Consider the following 216-nt stretch of genomic DNA (forward strand, 5'->3'; position numbering starts at 1 on the left):
CAAAAATCGTGGTTCTCAAGCAAGACGGTTTATCCCCAGAGCGAGAATTGGTTGAAGACATCCTTGCCATTGTCCATGTCTTCGGTTGCCGACTCTACGGACTCAGAAAGTATAAGTCTGCAATCAAAGAAGATCCGGATTTATCCAAGCCTTGAACTGGAAAAAACCTGGAAAAAATGGCTGGCGGCTTGCCGTTATTGTTTTAACCAAGCCATC

The 216-nt window shown here is 44.9% G+C and carries 2 pseudogenes; both read left to right on the plus strand.

The window, feature by feature from the left end:
- A pseudogene (locus P5683_RS26300) lies at window positions 1-155 on the plus strand (IS607 family transposase); the annotation flags it as partial.
- A 1-nt stretch (window position 156) separates the two neighbouring features.
- Window positions 157-216 (plus strand): annotated as a pseudogene (locus P5683_RS26305) (transposase); the annotation flags it as partial.

Origin of the sequence: Limnospira sp. PMC 1279.21 (genome assembly GCF_032349615.1) — a bacterium.
Taxonomy (GTDB): domain Bacteria; phylum Cyanobacteriota; class Cyanobacteriia; order Cyanobacteriales; family Microcoleaceae; genus Limnospira; species Limnospira fusiformis.